Source organism: Pontibacillus salicampi, from assembly GCF_042434395.1.
Taxonomy (GTDB): Bacteria; Bacillota; Bacilli; order Bacillales; family BH030062; genus Pontibacillus; species Pontibacillus salicampi.
On record NZ_JBHLTP010000004.1, the window covers coordinates 175,593 to 199,375 of the forward strand.

General features: G+C 39.5%; 22 protein-coding genes. 16 read left to right on the plus strand and 6 right to left on the minus strand.

The genetic code is table 11. The features are described from left to right. Positions 1-92 precede the first annotated feature (92 nt). The 7 genes from ACFFGV_RS07540 to ACFFGV_RS07570 all read left to right on the plus strand — a co-directional run bounded on the left by ACFFGV_RS07540 (position 93) and on the right by ACFFGV_RS07570 (position 10,202). Positions 93-746 (plus strand): ATP-binding cassette domain-containing protein, encoded by a 654-nt coding sequence (locus ACFFGV_RS07540; protein WP_377346238.1) that lies wholly within the window; start codon positions 93-95, stop codon positions 744-746. Continuing rightward, entirely contained in the window at positions 736-1,683 is a 948-nt protein-coding gene (locus ACFFGV_RS07545; RefSeq protein WP_377346240.1) for an ABC transporter permease subunit, read from the plus strand. The genes ACFFGV_RS07540 and ACFFGV_RS07545 overlap by 11 nt, the downstream gene beginning before the upstream one ends. 380 nt (positions 1,684-2,063) lie before the next feature. Further along, entirely contained in the window at positions 2,064-7,679 is a 5,616-nt protein-coding gene (locus ACFFGV_RS07550; protein ID WP_377346242.1) for a cell wall-binding repeat-containing protein, read from the plus strand. Between the two features lie 231 nt (positions 7,680-7,910). Then, positions 7,911-8,645, plus strand: a complete 735-nt coding sequence (locus ACFFGV_RS07555) for an AzlC family ABC transporter permease (protein ID WP_377346244.1) — start codon at positions 7,911-7,913, stop codon at positions 8,643-8,645. Then, on the plus strand, positions 8,642-8,938 hold the full coding sequence (locus ACFFGV_RS07560) for a branched-chain amino acid transport AzlD family protein (RefSeq protein WP_377346246.1): 297 nt from the start codon (positions 8,642-8,644) through the stop codon (positions 8,936-8,938). The genes ACFFGV_RS07555 and ACFFGV_RS07560 overlap by 4 nt, the downstream gene beginning before the upstream one ends. A gap of 70 nt (positions 8,939-9,008) precedes the next feature. Beyond that, on the plus strand, positions 9,009-9,449 hold the full coding sequence (locus ACFFGV_RS07565) for a hypothetical protein (protein ID WP_377346248.1): 441 nt from the start codon (positions 9,009-9,011) through the stop codon (positions 9,447-9,449). A 210-nt stretch (positions 9,450-9,659) separates the two neighbouring features. Further along, positions 9,660-10,202 carry a GNAT family N-acetyltransferase gene (locus ACFFGV_RS07570; RefSeq protein ID WP_377346250.1) on the plus strand — a complete coding sequence of 181 codons (543 nt, stop codon included), beginning with the start codon at positions 9,660-9,662 and terminating at the stop codon, positions 10,200-10,202. Between the two features lie 224 nt (positions 10,203-10,426). Here the strand turns inward: ACFFGV_RS07570 and ACFFGV_RS07575 are convergent, their stop codons facing one another. Then, on the minus strand, positions 10,427-11,311 hold the full coding sequence (locus tag ACFFGV_RS07575; protein WP_377346252.1) for a cation diffusion facilitator family transporter: 885 nt from the start codon (positions 11,309-11,311) through the stop codon (positions 10,427-10,429). Between the two features lie 315 nt (positions 11,312-11,626). Between ACFFGV_RS07575 and ACFFGV_RS07580 the strand changes: the two genes are divergently transcribed. From ACFFGV_RS07580 to ACFFGV_RS07600, 5 genes are all read left to right on the plus strand, one after another. After that, positions 11,627-11,842, plus strand: a complete 216-nt coding sequence (locus ACFFGV_RS07580; RefSeq protein ID WP_377346256.1) for a hypothetical protein — start codon at positions 11,627-11,629, stop codon at positions 11,840-11,842. Positions 11,843-12,454: 612 nt separating this feature from the next. After that, positions 12,455-13,060 carry a hypothetical protein gene (locus tag ACFFGV_RS07585; RefSeq protein WP_377346258.1) on the plus strand — a complete coding sequence of 202 codons (606 nt, stop codon included), beginning with the start codon at positions 12,455-12,457 and terminating at the stop codon, positions 13,058-13,060. 386 nt (positions 13,061-13,446) lie between these two features. Continuing rightward, a complete protein-coding gene (gene wrbA, locus ACFFGV_RS07590) occupies positions 13,447-14,052 on the plus strand; it encodes an NAD(P)H:quinone oxidoreductase type IV (RefSeq protein ID WP_377346480.1) in 606 nt (201 codons plus the stop codon). A gap of 585 nt (positions 14,053-14,637) precedes the next feature. Further along, the gene (locus ACFFGV_RS07595; protein WP_377346260.1) at positions 14,638-14,880 is read left to right on the plus strand and encodes an IDEAL domain-containing protein; all 243 of its coding nucleotides are present in this window, start codon (positions 14,638-14,640) and stop codon (positions 14,878-14,880) included. A gap of 183 nt (positions 14,881-15,063) precedes the next feature. After that, positions 15,064-15,942 (plus strand): M15 family metallopeptidase, encoded by an 879-nt coding sequence (locus ACFFGV_RS07600; RefSeq protein ID WP_377346262.1) that lies wholly within the window; start codon positions 15,064-15,066, stop codon positions 15,940-15,942. 459 nt (positions 15,943-16,401) lie between these two features. On the opposite strand, the gene ACFFGV_RS07605 is transcribed toward ACFFGV_RS07600, so the two are convergent. Then, positions 16,402-17,022 (minus strand): NAD(P)-dependent oxidoreductase, encoded by a 621-nt coding sequence (locus ACFFGV_RS07605; protein ID WP_377346264.1) that lies wholly within the window; start codon positions 17,020-17,022, stop codon positions 16,402-16,404. Between the two features lie 115 nt (positions 17,023-17,137). On the opposite strand from ACFFGV_RS07605, the gene ACFFGV_RS07610 reads away from it, so the two are divergent. After that, entirely contained in the window at positions 17,138-18,433 is a 1,296-nt protein-coding gene (locus ACFFGV_RS07610; RefSeq protein ID WP_377346266.1) for an MFS transporter, read from the plus strand. A 173-nt stretch (positions 18,434-18,606) separates the two neighbouring features. Here the strand turns inward: ACFFGV_RS07610 and ACFFGV_RS07615 are convergent, their stop codons facing one another. Continuing rightward, the gene (locus tag ACFFGV_RS07615) at positions 18,607-19,533 is read right to left on the minus strand and encodes a zinc dependent phospholipase C family protein (RefSeq protein WP_377346269.1); all 927 of its coding nucleotides are present in this window, start codon (positions 19,531-19,533) and stop codon (positions 18,607-18,609) included. Between the two features lie 160 nt (positions 19,534-19,693). Here ACFFGV_RS07615 and ACFFGV_RS07620 point away from each other — a divergent pair, with 160 nt between their 5' ends. Together ACFFGV_RS07620 and fumC are read left to right on the plus strand one after the other, a co-directional pair. Then, positions 19,694-20,281, plus strand: a complete 588-nt coding sequence (locus ACFFGV_RS07620; protein WP_377346271.1) for a hypothetical protein — start codon at positions 19,694-19,696, stop codon at positions 20,279-20,281. A gap of 171 nt (positions 20,282-20,452) precedes the next feature. Next, positions 20,453-21,841, plus strand: a complete 1,389-nt coding sequence (fumC, locus tag ACFFGV_RS07625; RefSeq protein ID WP_377346274.1) for a class II fumarate hydratase — start codon at positions 20,453-20,455, stop codon at positions 21,839-21,841. 50 nt (positions 21,842-21,891) lie between these two features. On the opposite strand, the gene ACFFGV_RS07630 is transcribed toward fumC, so the two are convergent. Further along, positions 21,892-22,086, minus strand: a complete 195-nt coding sequence (locus ACFFGV_RS07630; protein ID WP_377346276.1) for an alpha/beta-type small acid-soluble spore protein — start codon at positions 22,084-22,086, stop codon at positions 21,892-21,894. Between the two features lie 264 nt (positions 22,087-22,350). Between ACFFGV_RS07630 and ACFFGV_RS07635 the strand changes: the two genes are divergently transcribed. Next, positions 22,351-22,551 (plus strand): alpha/beta-type small acid-soluble spore protein, encoded by a 201-nt coding sequence (locus ACFFGV_RS07635; RefSeq protein WP_377346278.1) that lies wholly within the window; start codon positions 22,351-22,353, stop codon positions 22,549-22,551. A 412-nt stretch (positions 22,552-22,963) separates the two neighbouring features. Here the strand turns inward: ACFFGV_RS07635 and ACFFGV_RS07640 are convergent, their stop codons facing one another. Both ACFFGV_RS07640 and ACFFGV_RS07645 read right to left on the minus strand, forming a co-directional pair. Then, positions 22,964-23,509: a hypothetical protein gene (locus tag ACFFGV_RS07640; protein ID WP_377346280.1), complete on the minus strand. Its 546-nt coding sequence runs from the start codon at positions 23,507-23,509 to the stop codon at positions 22,964-22,966. Positions 23,510-23,514: 5 nt separating this feature from the next. Further along, positions 23,515-23,763 carry a hypothetical protein gene (locus ACFFGV_RS07645; protein WP_377346282.1) on the minus strand — a complete coding sequence of 83 codons (249 nt, stop codon included), beginning with the start codon at positions 23,761-23,763 and terminating at the stop codon, positions 23,515-23,517. Positions 23,764-23,783: the final 20 nt, after the last annotated feature.

A 23,783-nucleotide genomic window follows, 5' to 3' on the forward strand; every position in this document is an offset into this window, starting at 1 on the left:
TAGAGATAAAGAGACTACTCACTGCATAATAAGGGTACATGCATAGGCCCACCAATACTGGTGGGCAATTTCTACATAATAAGGTGATAAATATGATAGATATTTTTAAATTAACCAAATCATATAAAGATAGAGATATCTTCCAGGAGGCAACTGTTCATTTTGAAGGAAATAGCATTCATTATTTAATGGGGGCTAATGGTGCAGGGAAAACCTCGCTAATTAAATGCCTGCTTGGTTTAGAATCTTACGATGGAACCATCACTTTTGATTCTAAGTCCATATCTAATAGAAGGAATGAGATTGCTGTGGTATTTGACGATACCCCCTTCTTCCCTTCGCAATCAGGCTATTCGAATGTGTCATTGCTCTCTAAAGGGAGGGTAAATAAGAAACGTGTGGAGGAATTCGCCCAGAAACTAGGTATTTACTCCTTATTATCCTCTAAGGTTAAATATTACTCCTATGGTGAGAAGAAAAAACTGGGGTTATTGTTAGCCTTTCAATCAGAGCCTTCATATGTAATATTGGATGAAATATCTAATGGTCTAGATTATGACACTATGTGTCTTCTGCAGAACCTTCTCCCACAATGGGCAGAGCACACTACCATCCTAGTAACCGGACACCATTATGAGTTCTACAGAGCAATGGTCGACCGACTATTTGTCATAAAAGATAAAGACATCCAGGAAGTGTATGATTTTGATAAAGAGATTAAGGAGCTAAATTCCTATGCTGAATAATCTTCAAGCCATCACAAAAAATGAATTCTCCTATCAGCTAAAGTCAGGGATAGTATGGGTTATCGCTCTCATCCTAATTGCCCTATGCATCGTTAATTATCACAATAAATACAACAATGCTATCCAGAATTATGAATTGTTCACACAAACAAAGGATAATATGGAGGCGGATGGCTATGACATAGAAAAAGAACTACAAAAAACACCAGAGATTAAAAAGGAAGGTGGAACAGAGGTTATAGAAAATGTGTTAGCTTATGATTACAATAACCTTGTATCATCTCTTATACCATTCCAATTCAAAGATGCCCTAAGCAATACATTTGAGTGGCTTTCCTTCGTGTTCTTTCCTATTATATTTGCTCTATATGGATTGATTACCGCAACTTATGACTATCACTATAAAACAATAAAAATGAAAGCTGTAACCTTTTCCTTTAAGAACATATTTATCGGTAAAATACTTGCTATGAGTCTTTATGCACTTCTTATCATTATTCTTCTTATCATTATTACGTATGGTACTCATTATATCTATCGAACTCTATTAATAAGCCAACTACCGTACAATGAATTCGCTAGTAGCATTCCTGCCTCAAATTCACATAGCTTATGGATCGTTATGTTTGCACTCAGTGTTATGCTATTATTCGCTATTTTCGGTATGAGTATAGGTTTTATAGTCAAATCAGCCCTAATTCCAGCTATTATTCTGTTAGTATTTAATTTCATGATTCCCATACTTGGAGTATATGACCCTAGAAATTTGCTGGCTAATTTCGGTCATCAATTATTTAATTTCCAAGGGAATTTTCAGTTGTTTTCTCCGAAACCCGTTCCGCTTGTAGAGGCAGGTGCAGCTATAACCCTTTCTTTTTTAATCCTTACACTACTTAGCTTTTTCATTTCGAATCAGCAATCTAAATATGTTAAGTGATGGAAGCATTATTTCGTTATAAAAAGCCCTCTTAATGCTTGTAGTTGACTTTCCTTTCCACTATAAGAGGATTTATATGGGTATAAACACTTTTGAAATAACGGATTTCAAGCTCTTTGTACAAATAGTAGAAAATGTTGTATAAGCATGAAGTTTGTAAAATTCCGGCTGAGCCATTGTCTGAAATTAATAAATGATAGGGCTTTTGTCTACATAGACCACACAATTCCTATGACATTACTACTCAGAATGTAAAAATTATATATTTATATATTTTTTTGTTAACAATACATTTACATATAGACACGAAACTATAATATTCCGTCAATGTTTCCTCCCTATACTTAAAGATGTGTTAAATCATATGGGAGGTTAGAAGCATGAGAAGATTTAAAAAAGGTACGGCACTGTTCTTCGTTTTTCTTCTATTGGTACAGAATTTGTCACTTGTTGTCTATGCCCAACCGTCGAATGAAAGTGTAAGTGTTACAAACGAGACTACACCTGAATATAGTCAATATATTCAGAATGCAGAGGGAGCTGCACTAGAAATATCCGATGTGGATCCTACTCCCAAGACGCCGTTTCCAGGTGAACGAGCTGGGTTGTTTACATGGAAAACAGGAGATTCACTAACCATTGTTGATGGGGGAGGAAATGTTGCAGGCTGGGGCGTCACGTTAATCATAAAGAATGACAAGCTTCAAAGCTACATTGATTATTTCGGGAATAAGGTTTCCGTAGAGAATCCGGCTGGAGAAGCTCTAGAATCTGGTGCAAGATACATCAAAGATATACATATACCAGAAAATGGTTATATTGTCTATGTTGGAAACCCAACACAAGATGATGCAGGAAAAGACATGCGTAAAGAAGCTCTCGCTTTTGCTAAGGATCAATTGGGCGAAGAGATAACTCTTACGGGAGTAGAAATTCCAAAGAAAGTTCCAGAAAAAAGAGATACGCTAACAGAAGAAACACTTTCTAAAGGTATTACTTACAAAGAGGTTCAAATTTCTAACCTTGAAGAGGGGAACCTTAATGAAAGAATGAATGTAGTAAAGGCAGATTTGAATCAAGAAAATGTTCATATGGCGACATCTAAAGCACTTGACAGTGTAGTTGCCAGGGAAGAAATTCTAAAACAAGCGAAACGAGAAAAGCTACAAGGAACAGAAGTGATTGCTGGTGTGAATGGTGACATGTTTAATATGCAAACGGGAATTAACATGGGCCTTCAAGTGCAAAATCAATCACTCTTAATCAATCATAGCTACGATTCTCAAGTTGATATTTTTCCTGTATTTGGAGTTGATGGAAACAATAATGCTTTCGTTGATACGCTAGCAATGGAAGGAACTCTTCAATACCAGGATGAACATTTTGAGATTGATTCTCTTAATCGTAATGAAAATGCTGCTAATAAACTAGCAGTCTACACACCAAATTTAAATCAAACACAAAAGCTACAGTTTCAGGATCGCGATGAGAACTTCGTAAACGATGGATCGCTTGCAGTAGTAAAAGGGATAAACAGTCCAAAACAATTGCAAGCAGGTCAAACTTACCAGGGTACCATTGAAAAAATCTATGATTCTGTAGAAAATATAAAAATTCCTAGTAATGGAGTTGTCATAGCAGGCTTTAACGAAAAAAGAGATATCGTCAGGAAGACGCTTCAAGAAGGGGAGAAAATCACTTTTTCTTTTAATTTGTATAAAGGAGAAGAACGAATCCTTACAAATGATGTTATGGAAGCTTCTTCTGGCTACAACTGGCTAGTCAAAGATGGAAAAGCATTAACGGAAGAAGAATTATTAAAGAGTTACAGCAAAGCGCTTGTAACATCTGAAAAAGCACGTACTGCTATTGGAGTTACGGAAAACAATGAAGTTATTGCAGTAACTATTGATCAACCAAGCACTAATTTTGATAAAAGTGATGGGATACCCATTCCTCAACTAGCTAGAATAATGAAGGATATGGGCGCAGTTAGTGCTGTTGGGTTAGATGGTGGTGGCTCAACGGAAATGATTGCAAAACGAGCAGGGACTTCTAATCTGGTAACGGTGAGTAACCCTAGCGATGGCAGTTCCCGTCCTGTTACGAATGCCATATTATTTGCATCCTCTATTGAAAGGTCACCTAGGGTAGGAAACGTGTACGTAGATGAAGATATCACAATATATAAAGAAGCCGAGTATTCCTTTAAAGCTAGAGTAATAGATGAAAACGGTCATCCTCTTCATCCCGATTTCACAAATATCGCTTGGACTACTGATGCAGGAACTATAAACCCGGATGGCGTTTTTACTGCTGTTAATAAGTCGGTGGAAGGGAAGGTGACTGCAGAAGCTGGCGGTGTTGCAGGAACAGCAAAGGTTAAGGTGACCGATGAGATTGATAAGCTGGAATTTCGTCATAATGGCGACTTAATTGTTCAGCAAGGCGATGAAGTGAACCTTAACTTAAATGCTTACGACTCTAATGGAAATACTATTTTGTTAGATAACAGCGTAGCGGAATGGAACGTGGATTCCTCCATTGGAACTGTTAATGAGGATGGCGTTTTAACTATTACGGCAGAAAATGCAGAGGGAGACCTTACAGCAAAGATAGGTGGACAAGAGGTTTCTACACACATAGTAGTTGGATTAACCGAGCAGGTGATAGATGATTTTGAGGAATATGATGTAAGTGGGTATCACGTTTCGGGATTTATGTTCAACGAAAATCAGTATGGAGGAATTGATGGGAACCCTTCTCTTTCGACAGAACATGTGAAGTCAGGGAAGCATAGCTTGAAGGTTGCTTATGATTCAAGTGAGTGGGCTAGAAGGTATAATGGTACGATAAACATTATTCCTCACTGGTATAAGGGGAGTAATTGGTCTGACGAATTAGCTGATAAGATGTATGAAACATATAAAACGGATATTATGCCAAAGAAATTCGGCTTTTGGTTATATGGTGATGGTAAAGCACCATGGGTACGTTTGATTTTTAAAGTGAACGGTTCAAACAAAACATTAGACGCTGTTCCAGAAGTGGACTGGACAGGATGGAAATATGTTGAAGTTGATATCCCGCAAAGCTGGGAGTTACCGATCGTTTTTAACTACATGTATGCAGTGGAAACGAATAAAAACGTAGAGGACTATTCTGGTGCTATCTATTTGGATGATCTTAAATTCGTTTATACAGATGAAGAGCAGGATTACAATGGTCCAGAATTTACGGATATCAAGCCTTCCAAAAATACGGTGTACACCGACACATTTGAAGTGTCTGCTACTATTAAGGATAACCTTTCAGGAGTTGATGCAAGTACTATTAAGGCTTCAGTGGATGGAGAGAAAGTTTCTCATCAGTATGATGCTTCTAGTGGGAAGGTAAGCATCCAGTTAGACAACCTGTCAGAGGGGAAACACATCATTAAAATAGAAGCAAAAGATAACGATGGGAATATGTCGGTCCCTAGTCTTGAGAAAACTATTACAGTAGATTTGAGCGAAGATACAACACCTCCTTCGATTCAGGATGTGACGCCGACAGAAACAGTTAATGTTCAATCTAATACGCCACGAGTATCTTTTCAACTAGAAGATGTGCAAAGCGGTGTGAAACAAGATGATATTCAAGTCATGATCGACGATCGGAAATTAAAGGTTCATTATGACGATGCAACTGGACATGGCTATGCTTTAGGAGCATCACCCTTCAAGGACGGGGAGCACACGCTTCAGATATTAGCTAAAGATACAGCTGGAAATGAGATGGAGAAGATAGAGCGAACAATAACTATTCAATCCATTCAGCAGCCAGAAGATCCTAATAATTTCAAGGTATCCGTTATTCCGGATACACAAGGGAATCGTTACGCTGATGAAATTTTCCAAAGAGTAGCTGAAGAGGATACACCACTTGCTCTTCATGTTGGTGATATCGTTGACATAGCTTCCAAAGAGGAATATGACCAAGCTATGCAATATGCCAACATGCTTAATAAACCACTGTTAATGGTTCCTGGTAACCATGAGAGCTTCCAAGGCAATCTTGATTTATATTTTGAGAACTTTGGTAGCCCGACGTATCATGTGGAATATGGAAATACCTTATTTATTGGTTTGAATTCGGCATATGGGCAAAGTATTTCTGGTTCTGATTCTACCCAGTTTCACTATTTAGAGAACGTGTTAGATCAAACAGATAAACAGAACGTGGTAGTAAACAACCACGTAGTAACAAGAGATGATTTTGGTACAAAACATGAAATGAATCCAAAAGATGCTGAACGATTAGAGAAGATTTTAGGAGATCATAAGAAAGAAAACCCGTCCTCCCATATTCAAGTGTTATTTGGCCATCTACACCTATTACAGGAGTGGGAAGTAGAAGGGGTCACTTATACTGTAACAGGAAATGCGGCAGCAAAAGGCTATGTTTCCAATGAGGAAGGAAATCTATTAGGATCAGGGATGTTACATGTTACCGATGATTCGGTTGAATATAAGTTTAACCCACTGTTAACAGAAGTGTATATTGCAGATGAATCATTAAGGGATAATGAAATGAATATTGCCATCGGCACGAAGCGTTCTTTAAGCTTGTATGGCGATTTCCGAGAAGTGACGAGTAATTATATGGTTGAACTAACCCAATTCCCTAACGTATCGATGGACTGGGAATCTAGTGATGAATCTGTTGTAAAGATAAATAATACTGGAGAAATGACCGTGTTAAAAGAAGGAACGGCCGATATTACAGCAACTAGTGGCGAGAAATCTTCTACGATTACAATAAAGGCTATGGACCCTCAAGATGTAAAACTAGGAAAAATCACCGTACAGGGTGAGGGAGCAATGGAAGTAGGAGAGGAGCAACGTTTAGATCTAACCGGTATCGATTTATATGGAAACTCCTTTGCATTGGATGGTAGTCTAGCAAGCTGGTCGTCTAGCAACGAAACTATTACGATAAGTGAAGATGGTATGGTACAAGCTATATCAGCTGGAACTTCAACGGTTAAGGCAACTTATAGAGGGCTGAACGCTACCATTACAATGGAAATTACGGAAGCTAATGATGGAGAAGATGGTGGCGATGAATCTTCAGAGGACAAACGATTGGCTGGAGATGACCGTTATGAAACAGCTGTAGAAATATCAAAACAAGGCTGGAAGAAGTCTGATACTGTTGTAATTGCACGAGGAGATAGCTTTGCAGATGCACTTGCAGGCGCACCTCTTGCACATAAGGAGAATGCACCTATTTTGCTTACGAATACAGATCGACTATTACCAACCGTCCAGGAAGAAATTAAACGTTTAGGTGCGAAACGAGCGATTGTGCTTGGAGGAAACAATGCAATATCCACCTACACTACGTATCAGCTACAGGGATTAGGGATAGAGGTAGAACGTATTAATGGAGCAGATCGCTATGAAACAGCGACGAATATTGCAGCCCAGCTAAATGGAAATTCAGAGAAGGCCATTGTAGTAAATGGTAGTAAATTCCCTGATGCTCTATCTATTGCTCCATACGCCGCTAAAAATGGGTACCCAATCTTGTTAACAAAAGCAGATAAACTGCCAAAGGCAACCAAGAATGCGATGCGTAACATTTCCCAAACGGTTGTCGCTGGGGGAGAAGGGGTAGTAAGTAAGGAAATATTTGATACCCTCCCATTAGCGAAACGCTACAGTGGAAAAGATCGTTACGAAACATCTGCTGCTATTGCCAAAGGTCTGAACAACACCGGCACTACTGCTTTCATTTCAACAGGAGATGAATTTGCCGATGCCCTTGCAGGGGCTGTTTTAGCCGCTAAGCATAACGGTGTATCGTTGTTAGTGAAACCAGACAAGGTTCCAAACAGCATTAAAGAAGCATATGATTCTCTTGAAGTAAAGAACGTGTATATTTTAGGAGGACCTAATGCAGTAAACGAAGAGGTGGAAAAAGAATTGGATTTTGGGAAAGAAGAAAAATAATTAACCAATAAAACAGGTTAGAGCATTAGCTCTAGCCTGTTTTATTGGTCTTCACGAATTAGTGAACGTGTAGAAATGGGAACGATTACATGTGAACCTATCCCACGATGTCATCATTACGCAATAGTAGGGATTCAACATATAAATATTTTGTACTCTCACAACAGGTCTTCTCAGTATGTAAAAAAATAGTATATAATATATGAAAATCATAGGAAGGGGGACTGAGTGGTGGAAACAAAAACGGTGGAAAGAACAGTATCTTCAGGGGTCCAGCAGGCTATCCAACGTGGAATAGTTGCAGGACTTCCCATTGTGTTTGGATATGTGCCGATTGCTATTACATATGGAGTGCTGGCAAAACAGGCTGGGCTTAGTCTATTGGAAATAACCAGTATGAGTGTACTTGTCTTTGCTGGTGCTGCTCAATTTGTTGCGGTTAGCATGATGAATGCTGGAGCCCTCTTTGCTGAAATTGTATTAGCCACATTTATATTAAATCTGCGTCATTTTGTAATGAGCTTTTCCATCATGGAACGTCTCCGTCTGGCTCCTTTAAAATGGAAGGTGCCCATTAGTCTCGGTTTAACGGACGAAACCTTTTCTGTAGCCTCCTTAAACTCTTCGGAGGCAAGACAGAAGGAGGGAATGTGGTTTTATGGCACCATGATTATCATCTCCTATCTTGCTTGGATTGTTGGTTCATTTGCCGGTGGGGTACTGGGAGAAGTAATTCCTGATGCTCTAAGTCAGAGTATGGGAATCGCACTATACGCTATGTTCATTGCGTTACTTGTTCCATCTGTGAAAGCGGAGTGGCGAATAGGGATGATAGCTCTTCTTGCCATGATTATTAATGTAGCCGCCTATCAGCTAACCAGTAATCAGGGATGGTCCATTGTTATTGCAACGATTGGCGCTGGTGCAAGCGGAATCTGGCTTCTACCTGAGGAGGATGCTTCATGATGCTAATTATTATTGGTATGGCTCTCGTCACTATGATCCCACGGGTTCTGCCAGCATTTGTTATAGGTAAGTGGGTTTATCCTAGATGGGTCAGTCGGTGGCTGAATGCCATACCTTATGCTGCACTCGGAGCTTTAATTTTTCCTTGGATCACAACGGTAATTGAGGGTAAACCATTGATTGGAATCCTAGGGGGAATCGTAGCGGTAGTGCTAGCAGTAATAAAGGTAAATACCATTATTGTAGTACTTGGTGCTATCCTTTCTGTTTTTGTAATGAACAGCGTTTTCTAGACGTTTGTCACATGGATTGGGCTTCTGCATATAGTATAGGGAATTCCATTCGGGAAGGGGAAACGCACCGATGTATGATCCACGTCAGCAATGGTTAGGTGGTTTAGGGCAAATGTTTTTTCCTGGTAGCGGTTCACCAGGTGGCTTTCCTGGCGGACCTGGAGGCGGATTTCCAGGTCAACAACCTCCTGGACCTCCACCAGGTCAAGGGGGAGGCGGACCACAAGGAGGCCCTCAGGGACCACCACCAGGACCACCACCTTCTACTCCGCCAATCGGGCAGCAAGGTGTTGGTGGCCAACCAAATGTATTAGCAGTAGACCCGGGAGCACTATACGGCTGCTTGTATCGGTACACATGGATTCGTTTAAATAATGGAAGAACTTTCTGGTATTATCCAACATATATTGGCAGAACCTCTGTAGCCGGCTATCGTTGGAGAAGAAGACAGCAAAGATGGGTTTATTACGGAATTGATACGAGGCAAATAGCTTCATTTTCTTGTTATTAAAGCTTAGGAACGTCATCACCAGGTGGCGTTTCTTTTTTTGTCGAAATGAAATAGTTGCAAAAGGACAGGGAGAGGTATTATGTTAGAGAAAGGAATGTATGTAAGCGCTTTATTTTTTAGGGGGGAAAATTCTAAACTATACACAAAATTGGTATTCTTCACTGCATATACATATAGGAGATAGAGAAAGGATAGAAAGGGGAACTAGCGATGGTTATTCGAGAGGCCCAACTGTCAGACGCAAAAGCAATTGCCAATGTGCATGTATCAAGCTGGAAATCAGCCTATCAACATTTAATTGAACAACAGGATATGCAAAATTTAACGCTGGAGAACAGAATCACCCTGTGGGAAACAGTGCTGAAGAAAAAAATTAATGGTCAAATGGTCTTTGTTGCTGAAGTGGAGGATCATATTGTGGGGTTCATTTCGGGTGGAAAAGAGCGAACCAAAAATTATGGCTTTGATGCTGAAATATATGCTATATACTTGTTGGAAGACTACCAGGGTAAAGGAATAGGCAGTGGATTATTTAGCGCATTTGTGTACAATATGGCTCATGAAGGGTACACATCCTTGCTGGTTTGGGTATTAACTCAAAATCCATACAAACGATTTTACGAAAAATATGGAGCAGCCCCTATTGAAGCTGAAAAAGTAACCATTGGGAAAGGAACGTACGAAGAAACAGCGTACGGGTGGAAGAATATGGACAAATTACTGGAGACTATCAATTATTCTAAAGCGAATTAACTTCATTGGTTGTAAATGATGTTTTGTTAAAAATGATTCATGGAGTCTTATGAACAAATGAGTGTCCTTTTCTGCTGTGAAAAGGGGCTGAATAACATTTCTCTATAAAAGGCTGATACTAAGAGCAAAGAGATTATATTTCCATACAAATGAGCAGATTGCCGGTAATCGGCAATCTGCTTTTATTAAATATGCTTAGTCAATAAAACGGGCTCTATTCTTATTTAAACGGGTTTGCCTGTTTCGTTATATGGTTCGATATGAATTTGAGTATGCTTAATATGATGGACTTCCTCTAACGTCTCCTCTATTCGATCCGTAATATCATGACTCTCCTTAACACTTAAATCTGGTGCAACATGGATTGTTGCATCCACAAGCACTTGATTCCCAAGTAACCGTGCTTTTACATCCTCTACCCGTTTCACCCCAGGGTCTTGAGCGATGGTTTGTTTGACATCATCTAATAATTGCTCATCCACCCCATCTGTAAGAGCATGGGAAGCATCACGGAAAATATCATAAGCGGTTTTACAAATGAGTACCCCGACAATAAAACCAGCTACAGGGTCAAGCCAGAATGCACCGAATTGGGCTCCGCTTATACCGATAAATGCGCCAATACTTACAAGGGCGTCGGACCGATTATCCTGTGCAGCGGCATATAAAGAGTGGCTATTAATTCGTTTGGAAAGATTTAAATTATATCGATAAACAGCAAACATAACAACCGCAGCACCTAGAGCAGTCCAGGCTGTCAGCATGGCTGGCTGTTGTTCATACCCAGAAACAAGCTGACGGACAGTCTCATAAAGGACCTGCAAGCCAACTGTCATCATGATAAAAGCTGCGATGAGGGAGCCTATCGTTTCGGCACGAAAATGACCGTAGTGGTGGTCTCGATCAGGTGGTTTTCTGGAGATACGCAGGCCAATAAGTACCGCTAGGGAGGCGACGACGTCAGTAACATTGTTCAATCCATCCGCTCTTAGTGCTTCAGAGTTACCGCTGTAAGCAATTAAGAGCTTTACAACTGACAGAACGAGATAGGCACCTATACTTATCCACGCACCCTGTTCCCCTTTTTTAAGTTGTTCATACTCATTCATTGTACAGACCTCCGTTAACTCACTTTAGCAATATATAGCTTACCAAATGGACATCAACTGGGTCTAGAGCAACATACATTGCTGCATCCATATGTATTGTGGGCATTAAAGTAATTTTGCTTTGGGCAACTTTACATACTAAGAGAAAACATATAGAACTAAAGACCTAAATAAGTGTCTTGATATGCAGATAGCTAGAAATCAAGATTATTTTTTGTACAAAGGGGTAAGCACATACTAAGAAATCATTTATTACTTTATATTTATAATGACAAGCAACCGAGTGTAGAAAATAATTAGAAGGGGTGGACATTCATGTTAAAAGAGACAGTTATCATTGAAGGCTCTGTACAAGGAATGAGGTTTTCTAAACCGGTATTGCTTCAATACAACCCAAATGAGGAACAAATTGAAGAAGCTATTATAAAATTTTTTGATAGTCATGCGAACTCATTTGAAGAATTAGCAGTACAAAGAGGTTGGAGAGATTCCTATTGGACCTTCCCACAATATTATGAATTAGTAATTTAATCCTAGAAATCGAGCTGGCTATTTAGTCAGCTATTTTTTTTGCTCTCATGTTCCTTACCTCCTTCCTTTATTAGCTAAATTCTCAACGATTAAATTAGAGGGCCTAAATACAACTGCTGGCTTTTCCATATTGTTTATAGAAACACTGTTTAGTAAAGCTAGAGACCATACGTTATAAAGTATGGAAATCGTTTGTGGCATCATCTCCAATCTGTTGGATGAACTGAAGTGTACCTCTAATACGTTTGCTAAAAAGGTAAGAGAATGGTTGGAAGCAATGCATGTATAAGTTGTGAGTTTTAACTGAATGAGTTAAACCTATACACATACCGAATTTCCTGAATTTTATCTTCTGTTGTTTACTGATAATGTAAAGCTAAAAGGGTCTGCTGTCTGAGACAGTCATGGAGAATTGAGATAAGTTAACAACTGTTTTTCATATTGAAAATCCAGAAAACAAAAGGACAGATGGAGGCATAAAACCTTTGTGTAATGACTGTGCTTGAACTTATTATCTTTTGAATAAAAAAATATTACTGCACCCTAGCACATCCAGTTATGATGACAAATAAAGTGAAGTAGTGTAGTTACAGGAGTGGAGGTGTATGTATAATGAAAAAGAATGTTAAGAATAGAAAGTTACCAGAGTTAAAAAAAGGAATAGGGTATTTACCCAAAAGCTCATTCTTACCTCCGGAGGATTGTAATTACTTCCCGTCTAAATGTGATTGCCCACCGGGCCCTCCAGGTCCACAAGGCCCCGCTGGTCCTGAAGGATCTCAGGGCCCCTCAGGTCCAGCCGGTCCTCCAGGTCCTGGGGTACCTCCAGCATTTGGGTCACTTTATTTAAGTAGTGGTGGGTTATTAGAGGAAGGACGTGTCTTATTTAATGTAAGTGGACCTTTAGAAAGAACTTCTTTCGATAATACTTCAAACGGTATTGAGGTGCTAGAAGGTGGAGTGTACGAAATAAGTGCTGGTATGGAAGTCACCACGCTAAACCAAGTTTTCAGTGAATTGGATATCAGGAATAATGATATACCAATACCCAATTCAAATTTCACTTATTATACTACTTTTGAAAGCACGCATTTCTCAGGGAAGACTATTCAAGTTCGACTTGCTAGTCAAGAAATAATCACTGTTGTAATTAATAGGGTAGACGGAGATGCAACATATATGAATGCCGCTCTTACGGTCAATCGGATTGGGTTATAATTAATATAGTTTTTTACTTCCAAGACCTATAGGTTATTAATGTATTTTTCTAGATGGGTTGTCATGATTCTAACATAATATTTAGAGCGTTCTAGTAGATGAGATGGTCAAATTCATTTTTATTAAGAATATAGATACTTCCTAAGCATGTTGCTTTATCTTAGTATTGTGACGTGCTTTTTTTCGTACGAGGAATACTTTCATAAGGCGAAGGTGGAATTATTTGAAAATATTGGGAATAGATCTGCATTCCATAAAATATATGCACAAAAAAATACCTTGAATTTGAAATTCTTGGTTTTGAAATATTGTGCAGCTGGGTATATATCATAGGTAACCGTTACTGTTGAAAGGCTACGGTTGTTTTACTTATGAATAAAGGAGCGATGACGATGACAAAGATGGCGATAATTTATTACAGTTCTACAGGAACGAACTATCAATTAGCTCAATGGGCAGAAGAAGCTGCCAAGGAAGCGGGTGCAGAGGTAAGACTACTGAAGGTGCCTGAAAATGCTCCCCAAGCAGCCATTGAACAAAACCCTGCTTGGAAGAAGCACCTTGAGGCTACAGAGCATGTTCCGGAAGTAACTAATGATGATCTAGAGTGGGCAGATGGCTATATATTCTCTGTTCCAACCCGTTTTGGTAACGTTCCATCTCAAGTTAAAAGCGTGCTAGATGGCGCTGGTGGACTTTGGTTCCAAGGGAAATTAATTGATAAAGTTGTAAGCGCTATGTCTTCTGCTCAGAACTCCCATGGAGGACAAGAACAAACGATTACAAACCTTTACACAACCATGTTCCATTGGGGTGCCATTGTAGCAACTCCAGGCTATTCTGATGACTCCATATTTGCAGCTGGAGGAAATCCATATGGTACTAGTGTCACCGTAGATGGAGAGGGCAATATGCAGGAAGATGTGGAAGCAGCAGTTAAACATCAGGCCAAGCGAACAGTGGATATTACAAATCGAATCGCTAATAATTGATAAGTGTAGGAAAAATGAGAGGAGCTATTCTCTCTTCAGCATGCAGAAAAACCTCTGTTTTTCTGCATGCTGTATTTTTATCATACGGAAAACCGTATGGCAGCAGCATTTATGAGCGGATTCTCAAATTTATGGGCGAATATCGAAAAATATGAGCGGATTTTCTTATTTATGGGCGGATATCAGAAAATATGAGCGAATTTTCGAATTTATGAGCGGTCCCCCCCTTTTTTTTTATAGTAAGCTCTTAGTACTGCGCTTTCAGGAGAAAAAGTTCTATTTCTAGAAGCATGATTGTGTTGACCATAATCGTTTTCCAGAAGAAACCCATATATTGTAGTAACGATGCTTCTCTTTAGTAGGAATAATATCACTTTGAAATTATTTTTTATGATTAGAAAAAGGATTGTTGGGGAAAATGGGTATTAATTCTAATAAAGACAAGGGTATGGACAATATTTCTCCCTATTTGTTTTGAATCCAAGATAAAAGGGAATAAAAATTACAAGAAGTATTTTCAGAATATTGTTTCAATTTTTGATGTTATGTAATATACTATAAAAAAGGAACAAGGGGGTATGTTCCATGGAAAGACATAAGGTGTCGTTTCAATTAAAATGTTATCTATTTAAAGGAAGAGAAGTAATCCATGCCAAGAAGGAATTACCTTTTGAAGTCAAGCTGGCGTCCTCTTTAGTTCTCGATGAATTGTGCTACATGTGGAATAAACAACATCTGGAAACACAGATTAATGAAGCGATAGATAAGAGAGATCAAGAACGTTTCATGGTGTTAAGTCAGCAATATAAGCCGTACACCTACGAATAGTAGGCTGGTCACATATTCTGAAGCAGATGACATACGTAGCAAACATACTGGGAATCCATCCTAGCACTCTAGTAGGGAGTGCTAGGATTTTATTGTGCTCTAAAGAGATACATATTTTATGAAATGCTAGAAAGTGTTATATTGTTTAAGGAATAAGTTTATAGAATAGAAAGGATCTGCCACATGACAAAACGAATACTGGCGCCTTCCATTCTTGTCGTTGCTATTGTCCTTTCAGCGTGCCAATGGAGCGGTGGGGATGGTTCAGAAAAAAAAGAAGAAACCCCCTCATCAGAAAGGGAAGCAACGCCTGAAGAGAAGGAACAACCAAAAGAAGAGTCATCTGAGGAAAATGATACCAATTCTAATGATTCAGAAGAAGATAGCGAAAAACAAGGGAATGATTCCATAGAGCAAGATGATCAATCCTCGATGGAAGATTCAGCTGCTCAACCTTCTGCTACAAATGAGAATGGAGTTCTCCAAGAACACAAAAGTGTAACTGCCGTTATTAACAAACAACGCCAGCTGCCCAAGGATTATGTGCCATCCGATTTAGTTGTTCCAGATGTGCCTTTTTATTTTGAAGAGTTTCACCCGAAGAAGCAGATGAGAAAGGAAGCTGCAAGGCATCTAGAGACGCTCTTTTCAGATGCTGAACAAGCAGGCATTGAGTTAGTAGCTGCTTCCGGCTATCGATCCTTTGATCGCCAGCAGACAATTTATAAAGGAAATGTAGAAAACATGGGAGAAGAAGAAGCCAATCAGGTTTCCGCTCAGCCTGGACATAGTGAGCATCAGTCAGGGTTGGCCATGGACGTCACGAATGGAGAAGTGTCCTTTCAGCTAATACAGGAATTTGGGAAGACAGAGGCTGGCATGTGGTTAGTGAACCACGCACATGAGTATGGGTTCATTATCCGCTACCCAGAAGGAAAAGAGAGCATCACCGGCTATAGTTATGAGCCATGGCACTTACGATTTGTAGGGGAGGAGCTTGCCACCGAAATACACAACAGCACCTCTACCCTTGAGGAATACTTTGGAATAGTACCGGAATAATGGTAGCTTCCTTACATCATGTTAGGATGTTCAGCTAGTAGAAACTTGGTTTTACTACTAGCTTTTTTCCGTATAGCGTCCGATGTCCAGTCGAGATATTAAGAGGTCGTTTCTGAAAAGCGAGTGTTTTTCAGACCACTTCTTACTCTAATAAACGTATAGGATCCACTCCTAAAAACTATTAAAAGGGTACACATATTCGGGTCTAAAGAATAGTGAAAAAAGCTCCCATTCCGGCAGAAGGATTGGGAGCTTTTTTTGGCTGCAAGGCTTATAGTGTGTAATATTGCCTATACATGGTGTGCGAGCTTGATCCTTTACATTCACTAAGGAATTATGAAGGTGATTTACCTAACCAGCTTGTTTCAAATGACGCTGTTACGAACCAACGTTGATGTTGAGTTGTTCCCTATAAAGGGGAGAGTAACATTTGATTCTGAACGTTGTGCAATCCAGTGACTAGTAGCATATGCCAACTCTCTTTTGTGAAAAGGAATTATTAAGTAGTGTTTCATAGGTAAAAACTGCTGTGTCGCCTGTGGTCACTTTCTTCCCATCAATAGGGAGAAGGTTCTCTTCAAATCTGACACTGCCCTCCGCATCCCCATCAGGAAGATAGGTGGGACAAATAATCGTCCAATCGAAATTAGTATTCTGTAGCGTTTGATATACGCTTAAATGCTCTTCAGCGGCAAACGTTTTCGTTCGTTTAGACTCAGAAGATTGAAATCGATATTTATCAGCTTCGTAACGACTATCTAATATCCCAGCCGTTCCTATCGTAACAATACGATTGATACCTGCCTGCATCATCTGTCGAATTATTATAGGAATCGCCTCGGAGAGTGTTGTGGTGCGATCTGTACCTAAAGCTGAGACTACAGCATCACTAGAACGAATGGCTTTTTGAACGTCTCCTTCATTCCTCACATCCCCAATAATTAACTCTGCATGTGGAATGACCTCCACTGCCTTCTCTTGGTTACGAACGAGGGCGCGGACATGATGGCCTTGCTCGAGAAGTAGGTTAGTTAGCTTACTTCCGACCCTGCCAGTGGCGCCAAAAATAGTAATGTTCATACATAGCTCCTTTATATTTGGATAAATTTTTTGTAAAATTTCGTAAAATAGCCCATGCTGTTCTACACATTTGCTATTCTGAGATTACACCTAAACGAAAGAGTGGTCTAAACTCATGAATAAAAAACTTGTACGAAGCTGGGCATTATATGATTGGGCAAACTCTGCTTTTGCTACTACTATGATGGCTGCTGTATTGCCGATTTATTATTCTCAAGTAGCTGCCTCTAATGTAGATGGAGCAACAGCAACTAGTTATTGGGGCTATACCCAATCTATTGCTGTATTAATCGTCGCAATTTTAGCACCAATACTCGGTGCTATTAGTGATTATTCAGCTGCTAAGAAAAAGTTTCTTCGTTTCTTTGCTTACATGGGAATGATCGCTAGTATCATGTTAGCATTTGTCGATTCAGGTGAGTATTTATTTGCATCATTGCTCACTATTATTGGGACAGTAGGCTTTTCGGGCGCCAATGTTTTCTATGATGCATTTCTTCCTGAAATAGCAAAGGACGAGGATATGGATAAAGTTTCCTCCTGGGGATTTGCATATGGGTATATCGGGGGTGGGCTCCTATTAGCTTTCAATCTATTGCTCATTCAACAATATCAGTGGTTTGGCTTGCCCTCTACAGAAATGGGTACGAAAATCTCCTTTATCTCTGTCGGACTCTGGTGGTTTGCCTTTTCCATCCCCCTGTTCAAAAATGTCATCGAAGAGCCGAAACATCCTGTTAAAAAATCTCGCTCCTATGTGAAAATTGGGTTCAAAAGAGTCGGCACTACATTTAAGGAGCTGAACCAATTCAAACAGCTGCTTCTCTTTTTAGTCGCTTTTTGGCTTTATAATGATGGCATATCTACAATTATAAAAATGGCAACAAGCTATGGTTCTTCTATCGGTATCGGAACCTCTGATCTGATTACAGCCTTGTTAATTACTCAGTTTGTCGGCATACCATTTTCCTTCTTTTTCGGATGGCTAGCCAAGAAATGGACTGCTAAACGAGCATTATTACTGGCATTATACATTTATATCGGTATCGTAATTTTAGGGTTTTTTATGATTTCTGCACTCCATTTTTACATTCTAGCCACATGTGTGGGCTTCGTTCAAGGAGGGGCACAAGCATTAAGCAGATCCATTTTCGGGCGTATGGTTCCAGCCGATCGTCATGCAGAATTTTTTGGGTTTTATGGTATCTCCTCAAAATTTGCAGCTATCTTCGGACCATTCCTGTTTGCCCTCGTTGGACAACTGACAGGGTCCAGCCGGTTAGGCATCTTTTCCCTTGTCATCTTTTTTGTTGCAGGAATATTCCTCCTCCACCGATTGGACATTGATAAAGGTACGAAAGAAGCGCAACAAGCGACAAGAAACGAGAATCCTCTTGATGTGCATAGTTAATAAGGGATTTGGGAGAGCTCCTGATAAGTAAGAAAAGGATAGCACCGTTTAGATAAAGGAATGTACTGGTTTGAGGAGGGGAGTTCAAACTACCTCTATTTCCAGGCCTTCGTATTAGTAAACTATACAGAAACAAAGAAAAGCTGCTCCCATCCGATGGGAGCAGCTTTTCTTTATACAACAGGGTTACTATATTGATTAGACCAATCTTCCTCTACTGGTTTTCCTGTATCATACGAAATGTTTGCAAGAAGGGTTTCAAGGTAGTGGCGTTTGTCTTCAGTTGGTTCTTTCCAATAGTGTAGTAGTTCATTGATGATTTCCACTCCTTCCGCACGGGCTTGATCGTAAAGGTCTATAAAGCTTTCATGCTGAGTCTCGTACGTTGCAGAATGTCGCCATTGTTCTCTTGCTTCGTTCAAATAGTCATGGTTTGATGTTATCGGCTGGTGAGAAAAAGGGTTTATGGTAGAACCAAGAAGAATGTTCTTCCAGCCATATGGATCATATAATATGCGTAGTGCTTGCTTGAAATCTTTATAGGCAGCCTGTACATAATGTTTCTCTGTCCTGTTGTGTTCATCTGGATAATAAATGGAAATGGCTTCATCTATCATATCTTCAATTTCTTGCGGGATGGAGGCACCTACATTGATTTCTTTATATACAGGCGTTTTCCACGTCTGTAGATGTCGGTATCGTTCCATCATAATCGTATCTATAGTAACCTCTAGCACTTGATGCTTGTTTTTTTCGTAACCAGAAAAATAATGTATAAATGGATGTGTATTCCGATCAAGAATATGATGAGTAACAAACCCTAATATATATGCTTTTGTTGCAGTGGAGACACCGATGGCTTTATCAATCAGACTCATTAAAAAAGGACCGCAGTGGTAGTAGTGTAAAACACTTCCAAGTTCATTGACGGCAGAAGGTTTCCTCCACGGTAAGAAATGATGATAAAAGAAGGGGTCTGGTCCTTGTGCTCCAAGGTTCAAAAATGGTTGAACCGTATTCCATTCCTCCTGGGAATTCTCCGTGTTTACGGACTCCATAATTTCCTCGCAAAATAAGATATGTGTCCACAAATTAGGCATAGCTTTCCCTCCTTTTGATGGACCTGTTTCCTTCATTAATAAGGACTACTTCTATTATAAGAGAAATGATTCCTTTATTACGATTAAAAATCTTACTATCTTGTGAAAGGGAGCATAATTTCTGAGGTATATCTATATATGTAGGATGGGGGTGAACAGTATGAGTGCTTCCAATTCGTTAATGGTTGCGGTCATTTCTATTATTGTAACGTTGTTTGCTAATATCGTCATCCAACGATTGAGGTCTAGGTTTGAGTGGTTTCATGCATCTGGTATTTTCCAAAGAGAGCATGCCTACAATCAGCTGCAGGAGCTGTATTTAGAAGTATATGGTATTGTATCCCAATCTGAATTTTTAAAGTATTATTATGGGCTTCACCATAGCTTCTCATTCATGGATCTTCCGTTTGTAGAGGTGCAGGATAAGCTCACTTTACAACAGTGTCCGGTAGATAATTCGATTGATTTTTCATCAATGGCAATGGTGACCTGTATTATGAATAACAAACAATATGCCTCACCAAAGCTGCTAAAGCTCGCTGTTGCTTATCGGTTTTGTGAGGAACAAATTCAGAAAGTGAAAAAGGAGGAGAAAATAGAATATCAGAAGGAGCAGGGACAAATCATGTATGAATTGGTGAGGACAGTTATCCAAGAGACAAACGGTAAACTAAAGCAATGCGGCATGGAGTTTTTAGAAACAGAACGCAGCACAGGACAGATGGACTACTCTATCTACAAACGCTAACATTTATCGCTTCTTTTCAGAACTAGGAATGTTATAATAATGATAGAAAGTTAGAAATAGTGTGAAGCTTCTTTAATGCTATTTCATTTTTGTTTTTATGTAAGCGTTGTTAAACAGCGTTTACGGTTATACATAACTAGGTATAGATTGTAATGGAAAGGATGAATAGAAATGGAATACCGTACGGAGAAAGACACTCTTGGAGAAATGAAAGTCCCAGCGGATAAATATTGGGGAGCGCAAACACAGCGAAGTGTTCAGAATTTCCCTATTGGTAATGAAACAATGCCTCGTGAGGTAATACATGCCTTCGCTATTTTGAAAAAAAGCGCCGCACAAGCTAATTATGAATTAGGCTTATTAGAACAAGAGAAAGCCAGAGCGATTGCACATGCAGCTGACCGAATTATAAGAGGAGAATTAGAAGAACATTTTCCATTAGTCGTTTGGCAAACAGGTAGCGGTACGCAGTCAAATATGAATGTGAACGAGGTCATTGCGTATGTTGGTAATGAATGGCTGGAAGGACAAAATTATGATACAAGATTACATCCGAATGATGATGTAAATAAGTCTCAAAGCTCTAATGATACGTATCCAACTGCTATGCACATCGCTTCAGTATTAAAAGTAGAGGAGCATGTTATTCCTGCTTTAACAAATCTGAAGAATACGTTAAAAGAAAAGATGGAGGCCTTTGAAGAGGTTGTTAAAATCGGCAGAACTCATTTACAGGATGCTACCCCGTTAACCTTGGGGCAGGAAATCAGCGGCTGGCATCGTATGCTCGAAAAAACAGAAGGAATGCTTCGGGATAGTTTAACCTATGTAAGAGAGCTTGCAATTGGTGGTACAGCTGTTGGCACAGGACTGAATGCACACGTGGAATTCTCTGATCGAGTATGCCGTGCCATTAATGAAGTGACAAGTAATTCCTTTGTTTCCGCACCAAATAAATTTCATGCTCTCACAAGCCATGATGAGCTGGTTCATGCGCATGGTGCGTTAAAAGCTTTAGCTGGTGACTTAATGAAGATAGCAAACGATGTTCGCTGGCTTGCTAGTGGGCCGCGCTCAGGAATTGGTGAGATTACTATTCCAGCAAATGAACCTGGAAGCTCTATCATGCCAGGTAAAGTAAATCCTACACAAAGCGAAGCAGTTACGATGGTAGCTACGCAAGTAATGGGGAATGATACTACAATCGGTGTCGCAGCCAGTCAAGGGAATTTTGAGTTGAACGTATTTAAGCCCGTTATTGCTTATAATTTCCTGCAATCTGCCGAGCTTTTGTCCGACGCTATGAATTCCTTTAATGAGCGGTGTGTTGTAGGATTGGAACCAAATCAAGAAAAGATAGACGAGCATTTGCGTAATTCTTTAATGCTTGTTACTGCTTTGAACCCTTACATCGGCTATGAAAATGCTGCGAAAATTGCGAAGTATGCTTTTGAAAAGCAACTAACCTTGAAGGAAGCTGCTGTGGAGACTGGTCAGCTTACAGAGGAGCAATTTGAAGAGTATATAGATGTGAAGGCTATGACTAAACCAAGCTCTTAATATAAAGAAGCCCTCAAGCTGTCTTGAGGGCTTTTGCCATTCTTATGAAATTATTTACCGCTGTACTGCTGTTCAGCCATTTGTACAAGACGCTTAGTAATTTCTCCACCTACAGAACCATTCTGACGGGAAGTTGTATCTGGCCCAAGATTTACACCAAATTCTTGAGCGATTTCAGTTTTCATTTGATCAAGTGCTTGTTGTACGCCAGGTACAACTAGCTGGTTAGAGTTGTTATACGCCATAACATTTCACCTCTTATTTGTTTTTGGTGGGCTTGCTGGATTTGCACCAGCCAATTCTACTAGCCCTTGTTGTAATGTTTGTGGTGTGAGTAATCCTATTATGTGAGAAAGAAAAAAATATATGTCAGCCAATGTTTACCTAATAGCGTAAGTATAGGAAGTAAAATTAGGAAATAGCTTAAACTTTAATAAAATTTACCAAAATAATTTTTAAATAATTGCTTTATTTTAGGTCACAATAAGCATACACAGGAGGTGAGACACATGGCTTACAACAACTCTAACGAATTAGTAGTACCTGGTGTACAGCAAGCTCTAGACCAAATGAAAACTGAAATCGCTCAAGAGTTCGGCGTTCAACTTGGTCCTGATACAACTTCTCGTCAAAACGGTTCTGTTGGCGGAGAAATCACTAAACGTCTTGTTCAAATGGCTGAACAACAATACAGCGGTGGACAAAAATAATTCATTCATATGATGGCTTAAGGAGGAATGGGCGACCATTCCTCTTTTCCACGTAGTCAAGTTTTACATAAGAATTGCAGGGTATATCGACAAGGGAAGGATAGAGGAAGGAGCATCAGCTATGTTTATTTGTCCTGCCTGTAATGGAATGCAACAGGTTGTGGTTCGGTGCAAGACATGTAGTACTGAGATGGAAGAGAAAGGACGTTCCGTAGATTACTTAGATGACTATAGTCCCTATTTAGATGATGAAGGATTAAAGCTTGTAGATGGAGACACTGATTCTTCCGAGGAACATGAATGTGTACACCTATTTTATTGTAGAACGTGTCAGGACCATATGGATTATCCCATCTCAGAGTTAGATAGGTAGAATATAGAACAAAAGGAGGCCCAAAGAGCCACCTTTTACTTATTTATGCAGAAACATATAAAATAGATGATATATTCCAATGAGTAACGAATCATAGTAGAAAGACGAGTGGATCATGATTTCATGCTCGCTGTCGTCTTTCCTATTTTGGATAGAGGCACCTAAAATAAGCTCGTCTTGAAATACACCAATTGTTTTATGTGAATGTTTTTCTGTCCAGAAATGAATAACACTTTCCGTTTGCTCGTCGTGGAAAACGAGTTGGTGATGGGTGAGGTGCAGTAACGTTTGTAATGTTCCAACACGAGTTCCATTGTTCATGACAATCCAGTGACTTCTAGTAACATTTTTATAAAATGGTCGTTTCTCTATGGAAAATGTGTTGAATCGTTCAATGATTTTGACATTAAAGACTTCTGCACCTCCGTTTGTCACCTTCCCTAAACCGAAGGCAGCTGCTTTTTGTACTGAATTACTATAATATGGAATTATTTTGTTGGCAAATTCATGGTTTGCATTGTACACAATAAAACCCGGTTCCATGCAATGTTTTGGTGATTCTTTACAGATGTAATGGCGGGTCATTCCTTTTATGCCTCTGCCACAAGCTTATTCGTTTTGATAGAAGAGAAAATAGCATGAATAACATTGATGATCCATATAAGTGGAGCGAGAGCTAATCCAATCCACCACATTTCCTCACCCAATATAGTTGGTAATAAAACACAACCTACGTAAAGGATGATAAATGCGATTCCACTTATTATTTTCCCGATGTAAAATTGCCCTATCCCAGGAATTAGGAAGGATAGTAGTCCGGCTAGCCAAGTTTTTTTCATAATGTCCTCCTTAATAGATC

Excerpts from the sequence above, each read along its gene's own strand:
- ACFFGV_RS07615 (WP_377346269.1), bottom strand. The coding sequence starts at position 19,533 with ATGCCTAATTTGTGGACACATATCTTATTTTGCGAGGAAATTATGGAG.
- ACFFGV_RS07610 (WP_377346266.1), top strand. The coding sequence starts at position 17,138 with ATGAATAAAAAACTTGTACGAAGCTGGGCATTATATGATTGGGCAAAC.
- ACFFGV_RS07595 (WP_377346260.1), top strand. The coding sequence starts at position 14,638 with ATGGAAAGACATAAGGTGTCGTTTCAATTAAAATGTTATCTATTTAAA.
- ACFFGV_RS07565 (WP_377346248.1), top strand. The coding sequence starts at position 9,009 with ATGTATGATCCACGTCAGCAATGGTTAGGTGGTTTAGGGCAAATGTTT.
- ACFFGV_RS07550 (WP_377346242.1), top strand. The coding sequence starts at position 2,064 with ATGAGAAGATTTAAAAAAGGTACGGCACTGTTCTTCGTTTTTCTTCTA.
- ACFFGV_RS07540 (WP_377346238.1), top strand. The coding sequence starts at position 93 with ATGATAGATATTTTTAAATTAACCAAATCATATAAAGATAGAGATATC.
- ACFFGV_RS07585 (WP_377346258.1), top strand. The coding sequence starts at position 12,455 with ATGAAAAAGAATGTTAAGAATAGAAAGTTACCAGAGTTAAAAAAAGGA.
- fumC (WP_377346274.1), top strand. The coding sequence starts at position 20,453 with ATGGAATACCGTACGGAGAAAGACACTCTTGGAGAAATGAAAGTCCCA.
- ACFFGV_RS07545 (WP_377346240.1), top strand. The coding sequence starts at position 736 with ATGCTGAATAATCTTCAAGCCATCACAAAAAATGAATTCTCCTATCAG.
- ACFFGV_RS07630 (WP_377346276.1), bottom strand. The coding sequence starts at position 22,086 with ATGGCGTATAACAACTCTAACCAGCTAGTTGTACCTGGCGTACAACAA.
- ACFFGV_RS07560 (WP_377346246.1), top strand. The coding sequence starts at position 8,642 with ATGATGCTAATTATTATTGGTATGGCTCTCGTCACTATGATCCCACGG.
- ACFFGV_RS07645 (WP_377346282.1), bottom strand. The coding sequence starts at position 23,763 with ATGAAAAAAACTTGGCTAGCCGGACTACTATCCTTCCTAATTCCTGGG.
- ACFFGV_RS07570 (WP_377346250.1), top strand. The coding sequence starts at position 9,660 with ATGGTTATTCGAGAGGCCCAACTGTCAGACGCAAAAGCAATTGCCAAT.
- ACFFGV_RS07635 (WP_377346278.1), top strand. The coding sequence starts at position 22,351 with ATGGCTTACAACAACTCTAACGAATTAGTAGTACCTGGTGTACAGCAA.
- ACFFGV_RS07600 (WP_377346262.1), top strand. The coding sequence starts at position 15,064 with ATGACAAAACGAATACTGGCGCCTTCCATTCTTGTCGTTGCTATTGTC.
- ACFFGV_RS07580 (WP_377346256.1), top strand. The coding sequence starts at position 11,627 with ATGTTAAAAGAGACAGTTATCATTGAAGGCTCTGTACAAGGAATGAGG.
- ACFFGV_RS07640 (WP_377346280.1), bottom strand. The coding sequence starts at position 23,509 with ATGACCCGCCATTACATCTGTAAAGAATCACCAAAACATTGCATGGAA.
- ACFFGV_RS07620 (WP_377346271.1), top strand. The coding sequence starts at position 19,694 with ATGAGTGCTTCCAATTCGTTAATGGTTGCGGTCATTTCTATTATTGTA.
- wrbA (WP_377346480.1), top strand. The coding sequence starts at position 13,447 with ATGACGATGACAAAGATGGCGATAATTTATTACAGTTCTACAGGAACG.
- ACFFGV_RS07605 (WP_377346264.1), bottom strand. The coding sequence starts at position 17,022 with ATGAACATTACTATTTTTGGCGCCACTGGCAGGGTCGGAAGTAAGCTA.
- ACFFGV_RS07575 (WP_377346252.1), bottom strand. The coding sequence starts at position 11,311 with ATGAATGAGTATGAACAACTTAAAAAAGGGGAACAGGGTGCGTGGATA.